The organism is Sulfurovum sp. (genome assembly GCF_049668085.1).
Classification (GTDB): Bacteria; Campylobacterota; Campylobacteria; order Campylobacterales; family Sulfurovaceae; genus Sulfurovum.
In genome coordinates this window covers 1-6,652 of the sequence record NZ_JBATIY010000124.1, presented here as the reverse complement: position 1 = coordinate 6,652, position 6,652 = coordinate 1, and the positions used below count along the sequence as shown (strand labels likewise).

The following is a 6,652-nucleotide window of genomic DNA, read 5'->3' as shown; positions in this document are numbered from 1 at the left end:
CCAGAGGTATAGATAATAGAGGCTAGATCTTCTTCTCTTATAACAGTTTCCTGCTCAACCTTTTTATGCTTTCCAAGTTTTTCCATCGCTTTGTTAAATTGTGCACCGCTTTTTTTAATGGCTTTGTCCACCTTTGAAGGTGTCGATAATTTTTCAAGGATATTCAGTGTATCGGTGATCACCAGTAGATTCATGCTTGGAGGCTGGCTTTCATCTAGCATAGTTTGAAAAAGTTTTTGGGAGATAAACGCGGCTTTACATTCTGCATGCGTAGCGATGTGAAGTGCTTCAGAGGTGTGAAAATCAGGTAAAACCGGGACGATCACTGCTCCCATGGTGGTTACAGCAAAATAGACCGCACTCCAGTTTGGCATATTTTCACTGTATAGTGCCACGCGGTCTCCGGCTTTAATGCCGTACGCATGTAACATTTCCTGGATATTTTCCACATTTTGTGCAAGTTGCTTATAGCGTACGGGTTCACCCCCGACAAACTGAACAACAGGACGATTTTTATAGGTTTTGACACTATAATCAAACAGTGTGTTAAGTGTTAATTCCGGTAGTTCTATAAATGCTTTCTCCATACAGATAACCTTTTTCCAAATTCAGTCATAACATATATAACTATAGCAAAAGCAAAAAAACCATTGCTTAATCATAAATACTAAATGATATTCTATTGCATAAATTGTATCTGTTGAGTGGAAAATTGGATAGAAAAAGATCGAAAGAAAAGTTTTTATGCTAAATGTCGGGTCAGTCGTTTAATATTCTTATGAGTCCCATAGTTGCATAGTCGGCCATTGGACCACCTGCTTTCCATTTTTTCATTGCAAGCTTGCCCCTTAATGCATAACTACAGGCATCTTCATTTTGCATGATCTCATCACAGTATTTTAATAGCTCTGTGGCGCGTTCGATGTCGTTATCTGCAAAATTTTTTAGTAGATACTGGGTACATACTTTACGTTTCTCTTTTTCGGTAAGTTGGTATGCTCTGCCCATATGATCTATGACTCCCATAAAATAACCAAATATCATGGGATGTTTACTCTTATTATCAAGTAAGAATGGATTATTCATTTTAGGCATGGCAAGAGATGCTGCGGTGAAAACATCTAGTTCTCCATAGATTGTTTCATAAGGTACTGTATCTTTTGATTTTAGAAAGTCAAACAACCCCAAAACATCCCCTCTTAATTACTTTAACGAAAATACTATAACATAAAAATGTCAAATATTGTCAGTATAATGCTAAAATATCTCTAATAAATATTAATACTTGACTTGAATAAAGGATTGGAGAATAAAGAAGTTAATGGTGATCACGATTGGACTTGAACCAACGACTTCTTCCATGTCAAGGAAGTACTCTACCACTGAGTTACGCGATCTTATTTATATATAGCTAATAAGAGAAAACATCCTATAGCTCATGCGACTAGTCGCTTTTACATATTTTATAGGACGAAAGTATAGCTAAGAGATACTTAAAAGTGGGGAGCCTTAGTCCTGGCAGACCCAGGCACTCTCTTTACAAAGCTTATCAAGATATCCGCTCGCTTCACTTTTACCCGCGATTAACGCTTTTTTAAAGTTGTCGTAGGCTTTCATCTTGTCATGTGTGATGTCTTCTCCCCATGCATACAATACTGCTACATTTACCTGTGCAGAAGGGTCACCCTTTTTTGCTGCTTCCTGGAAGAGTTCGAAGGCTTTTTGCTGATCTTTCTGTACACCTTTACCTTCAATGTATAGCGCGGCAAGATTGTTATAGGCCTGCATAATACCTGCCTCTACTGCTTTTTCGTACCAATATCTTGCTTTTTCATAGCCGTGAGGATCACTTTCCCCAGCAGCATGATAAAGTTGTGCCAAATTGTACTGTGCCGGACCATTATCCTGTTTGGCAGCTTTTTCATACCATTTTCTAGCTTTGGTCAGATCTTTCTGTACACCTTTTCCATTTGCATAAATAAGACCGACATTAAATTGCGCTTTTGCATCACCTTTTTTAGCCAAGCTATAAAATGTATTCAATGCTTTGATATATCCGCCATTGTTATAATCTTCTACTGCTTGATTAAACTCATTGGCAAAGAGACTCAACGTAGCGATAATAAAAATAAATAGATATTTCATAGTTTCCTCTTTAAACGAATAGAAACATTATATCAATGTCTCGGCAACAAACGTCTTAGTTACTTTTCCGCCAAACCGGTAAACGCCTTCTTCATAGCTCACATAAAGTTCATCTCCGCTTTTAGGATGTACTTTTACTTGATCGGAGACCTTGCCTTCTTTATGGTTGCGTATGAAACATGCTACCATGCCTGTTCCACATGCCAATGTTTCATCCTCTACACCACGTTCATAGGTACGAACATACAGTACACCATCTTCAACTTTACAGATATTCACATTGCAATTATACTTATGACGTAAAATTCTTGCTTCTTCTATGTTGAAGTCATCAATATTATCTCGCACTGCAACAAGATGCGGCACGCCCGTATTGATCAACCACCATCGTTCACCATACTCTTCTACATCATCATTGATAATATCAGGAGGCGTCATATCACTGACAACATAGACGCCATTGATCGTTGCACGTATTACACCTGCACCGGTTAAAAACTCTGCTTTATTCTCTTTGGCTATACCTTTCTCCGCCGCAAAATGGGCTACTGCTCTACTTGCATTGCCACACATGTCTGCAACACTTCCGTCTGCATTATAGAACTCCCATTCAAAATCATACTGAGGATGAGGTAAAAGTACGACCAAGCCATCTGCCCCCACACCATTTTGTCTATGACATAGTTTTTGTGCCAATGCAGACCTGTCTGCTTTTTTTTGTGCCACGAACATCACAAAGTCATTACCGTTGGCTGAATACTTAGTTACTGTCATTGAGTATCTCCTTTTTGACGCGTTCACATTCTTGTCCTAATTGCGTAAGTGTACCACTATTATCTATAACATAGCTAGCCTTCTTACGTTTTTCTTCCACTGGTATCTGCGTATTGATCCGCTTGAGTGCCTCCTCTTCAGTATACCCCTCACGGTCAATGAGTCTTTTAAGCTGTTGTTCTTTTGTCGCATAGACCACCAAAGATCTTTCTATGGGGTATCGTCCGCCCTCAAAAAAGAGAGGAATATCGATAAAATAGGGCTTTCCCAATTTATCTTCTTCTATAGAAAGACGTTTGATCTCATCATAAATAAGCGGATGGAGCAATGCCTCTAATGCTTTTCGTTTTTCCTTATCTGCAAAAATGACAGTGCCTAAAGATTTTCTATCTACCTTTCCTTCCTTCACAAATGCTTCGCCGAACATTTCAGATATTTTCTCATGCTGTTCATCAAGTATCTGATGGGCTATGGTATCTGCATCTATGATGTGAAATCCCGCGGCATCAAGAAGTTTTACCGTTGTACTTTTCCCTGTAGAGATACTTCCTGTAAGAGCAATCGCATGCTTAAATGCCATTATTTTGCCACACTACCATTTTTTGAATGACTTTAGCTGCATCTCATCATAGTGATACACGTCATTTCTAAACTGTAACTGTCCATCATAATCAACCCAAGCTGTCAGATAGATCACATCTATAGGTACTCTCTCCTCTAAAGGAAGATATTTTTTCTTTTTCCCCTTGAGTATCTTTTGTGACTTTTCAAAATCTACAGTTTCCTCAAAAGTCGAAAATGTCTCAAGTAGTTCTCTTGGTTTCTGTAAGCGAATACACCCATGACTAAATGCCCTTTTATCTTTTTTAAAAAGATGTTTGGTTGGGGTATCATGCATATAGACTGAGAATTTGTTTGGAAATAAAAATTTTACTTTCCCTAATGCATTGTGTGTCCCTGCTGTCTGTGCAAATCGATAGGGCACCGTTTTGCTGTAGCGATAAGCTGCCCAATTGACTGAAGCAGGATTGACCTTGACTGCGTCTCTCCCCCATCCGTTATATACTTCGATCTTCTCTTTTCTAAGCACATTTGAATTTCTTAACAGTTTGGGGATATACTCTTTTTGGATAATACTTTTAGGCACATTCCACTGAGGGTTCAGCACAATCGTTTTCACACTGTTCGAAAATATCGGTGTAGGATTTTTTGGTGTCCCTACGATTGTACGAAACGTTTGTATTAATGCACCGTCTTGTTCAAAGTAAAGCATAAAATCAGGAATATTAATAATGATATGTCTCTTGGTCTTAGGATCGTTCAACCATTTTATGCGATCCAGGTTCAGAAGGATCGTTTGAATTCGCTCATCTACTGTTTTGTTCAACACAGTAAGCGTATTGGGTCCTACTTCTCCATCATCAGCCAGTCCGTTACGTCTTTGAAAATATTTCACCGCTTTTTGCAAACATTCATCATAGACCAGGTCTTCATTGCTCTCTTCACAGGGAACATAATCTCTCGTAACGATCAAACGTTGACGTAAAGAGGGCACGCCATTAGAACTTTTTCCTGGCTTAAGTGTTTCATTTAAAGTGACTGGTTCCCAACCACCATTTGCTTTTATCTCTCTATACTCCGATACCTTTTTTTGCAGTTCCCGATAGTGATACTTTTTAGGTGTGTTCTTTTCAAGTTCCTTTACCAGATCTGCACCAAGTGCTGTATTTTCAAGCATTACTATAGCATTGAACTGAGGTCTATGCAGTATCCACTCAGTACTTACATCATTGACGATAAGATTTGATATTCTAGCTTGAAATGCTCCCCAGTTGATACTGCCTAGATATGCATAATCTGTATACACCTTATAAAATTGTGAAATTTTGAACTCCAGATCAATTTTATGGGTAAGTTTTTCATGATTTGCATAGACACTATGTACTTCTTTTTCTAAACCTAATAGATCTTGATAAAGTTTGTCCTCTTTATCTAAAGTAGGATCATTTTTTACATACTCAAACAAGGCATTTGCAGCAGGAGAAGGATCGTCCTCATTCATCCAGACGGGGACAAATAAGAGTTGTGTATAGAGTTTTTTCAAGAAACTGTTTTCAGGTTGTGCTCGTAAAGCGTTTATCATAACAGTAGAGGCCACTTCGTGATATTCGTACGCTTTTTCTTCACTTGAGGCTTGTGTGAAGAACAAAGTTGTGACCATGACTATCATCATATATAAACGTTTTATTTTTATCATACTTTTCTATTTCCTAATGAGTGAATGAAAAAGTATATCAAAAAGTTTTAAGCAAATGACTTTTTCATACAAAAACAAGACTAAAAATTATAATTGGCGACTACCCTAAACTGATCATAGTCTTTCATTCCATTTACTTTGAAGTCTACTGAGGCATACGCTGCAACTGCAGTGATCTTGTCATTAAAGTTGTACTCTAAAACGGTATCTATCTCTCTTGATTCATAGAGAGAAGAATCATCTGCCTGAAATCTGCCATAAGCAACCCCAAAAGTGAGATTCTCCACACCCAATTTCCCAAGATCATATCCAGCCCCGATTATCCATGCGCTTCCTGCAGTTTCTATTACATCAAGTGTCTGGTCTTCCATCGAGGTGAAAAAAGGACCACCCCCTAAACTTAGTCCCATTGCACCCGTATCTCCGTTGTCATGGTTATAGGCAGCTAAAACAGTTACGCCAATCTCTGTAAAATCGCTTTCTAGACTGATACCATAAGTCTGAGCGTCCTGCTTACCAAGTAGTGCAGCTCCAGTTTCCTGACTGCCATCATACTGAAGTCCGAGTATCAAGGATATACTTTTAGACAGTTGATGTGAATATCCTGCTTCTGCATAAATAACATTAGCTATATCATTATAGTTGTAATACCAGAGACTCAAAGAAAGATCTTTGATCCCTTCATAAGTGGCAGCAGCATAATAGATACCGTCCATTTTCTGATCAGCCCCCAACACTTCACCCACCTGAACAAATTCAGAACTATCCACACCATTTTCCCAACCTGCCATTTTATGTATGAATCCTGCAGACAGCGTCATATCATCTACATCTGTATTTGTGATCCTATAGACTTCAAAATAGTTTGGTATCATTCTAAGATCATCACTGTCTGCATGCGGTGTGTCCAGTGACTGTCTTCCAAGTTTTATCTCAGTATTTCCCCATTTTCCATCTAAGTATACCTGAGAGAGCAAAATAAAGCTTTTTCCATTTACATCAAAGAAATCATTATTTAGATCGGAGTTGTTTTGCTGATTTCCAAGATTGAGCACCGTGTATGCTTCAGCACCCAGCATCAGTCCATTCCACCTTTGCGTACTGAAGTGAACATGCCCCGCTAGCGCATAGGCAGTTGTATTTGTTGTACCTTCTTCTGAAAAATGAATATATCCTGCTCTCATTTGTCCCCGTGTATGTTCTAAAGGGTCATATCCACTCAATATGCTTCTTACACTTCGGACTTCTATGGGTTGCTGCATCTCTTCTACTGTCGAAGAGACGTTAGATTCAGCATTTATACTTTCTAATGATAGACTGAAGTTTTTTCCATAAATACTAATACTCATTATCATTATGATGAGTACATTTAACGCTATCTTATTCATTTTTAATTCTTCCTATTTAATTTATGGTTCTGAAGTAAAAACAAAGCAGCACTTTATCTCTACCCAGTGATTCTTTCTACTTCTATTT

7 protein-coding genes and 1 tRNA gene are annotated in these 6,652 nt (G+C 38.3%); all 8 read right to left on the bottom strand.

Features of this window, described 5'->3' with window-relative positions; translation table 11 throughout:
* Positions 1 to 587 (bottom strand): AMP-binding protein (locus tag WBM70_RS08135; protein WP_424558005.1); only part of this gene is annotated, 587 nt, incomplete at its 3' end.
* 172 nt (positions 588 to 759) lie between these two features.
* On the bottom strand, positions 760 to 1,188 hold the full coding sequence (locus WBM70_RS08130; protein ID WP_424558004.1) for a hypothetical protein: 429 nt from the start codon (positions 1,186 to 1,188) through the stop codon (positions 760 to 762).
* A gap of 134 nt (positions 1,189 to 1,322) precedes the next feature.
* Positions 1,323 to 1,397, bottom strand: a tRNA-Val gene (locus WBM70_RS08125).
* Positions 1,398 to 1,509: 112 nt separating this feature from the next.
* A complete protein-coding gene (locus WBM70_RS08120) occupies positions 1,510 to 2,145 on the bottom strand; it encodes a tetratricopeptide repeat protein (RefSeq protein WP_424558003.1) in 636 nt (211 codons plus the stop codon).
* A gap of 27 nt (positions 2,146 to 2,172) precedes the next feature.
* Positions 2,173 to 2,919, bottom strand: a complete 747-nt coding sequence (gene dapF / locus WBM70_RS08115; protein ID WP_424558002.1) for a diaminopimelate epimerase — start codon at positions 2,917 to 2,919, stop codon at positions 2,173 to 2,175.
* Positions 2,906 to 3,499 (bottom strand): dephospho-CoA kinase, encoded by a 594-nt coding sequence (gene coaE / locus WBM70_RS08110; RefSeq protein ID WP_424558001.1) that lies wholly within the window; start codon positions 3,497 to 3,499, stop codon positions 2,906 to 2,908. Before coaE ends, dapF begins: the two co-directional genes overlap by 14 nt.
* Before the next feature lie 12 nt (positions 3,500 to 3,511).
* Entirely contained in the window at positions 3,512 to 5,176 is a 1,665-nt protein-coding gene (locus WBM70_RS08105; protein ID WP_424558000.1) for a L,D-transpeptidase family protein, read from the bottom strand.
* Positions 5,177 to 5,256: 80 nt separating this feature from the next.
* A complete protein-coding gene (locus tag WBM70_RS08100) occupies positions 5,257 to 6,525 on the bottom strand; it encodes an OprD family outer membrane porin (protein WP_424557999.1) in 1,269 nt (422 codons plus the stop codon).
* Between the last annotated feature and the right edge of the window lie 127 nt (positions 6,526 to 6,652).

Coding starts and splice junctions, on each gene's coding strand:
- WBM70_RS08120 (WP_424558003.1), bottom strand. CDS start 2,145: ATGAAATATCTATTTATTTTTATTATCGCTACGTTGAGTCTCTTTGCC.
- dapF (WP_424558002.1), bottom strand. CDS start 2,919: ATGACAGTAACTAAGTATTCAGCCAACGGTAATGACTTTGTGATGTTC.
- coaE (WP_424558001.1), bottom strand. CDS start 3,499: ATGGCATTTAAGCATGCGATTGCTCTTACAGGAAGTATCTCTACAGGG.
- WBM70_RS08105 (WP_424558000.1), bottom strand. CDS start 5,176: ATGATAAAAATAAAACGTTTATATATGATGATAGTCATGGTCACAACT.
- WBM70_RS08100 (WP_424557999.1), bottom strand. CDS start 6,525: ATGAGTATTAGTATTTATGGAAAAAACTTCAGTCTATCATTAGAAAGT.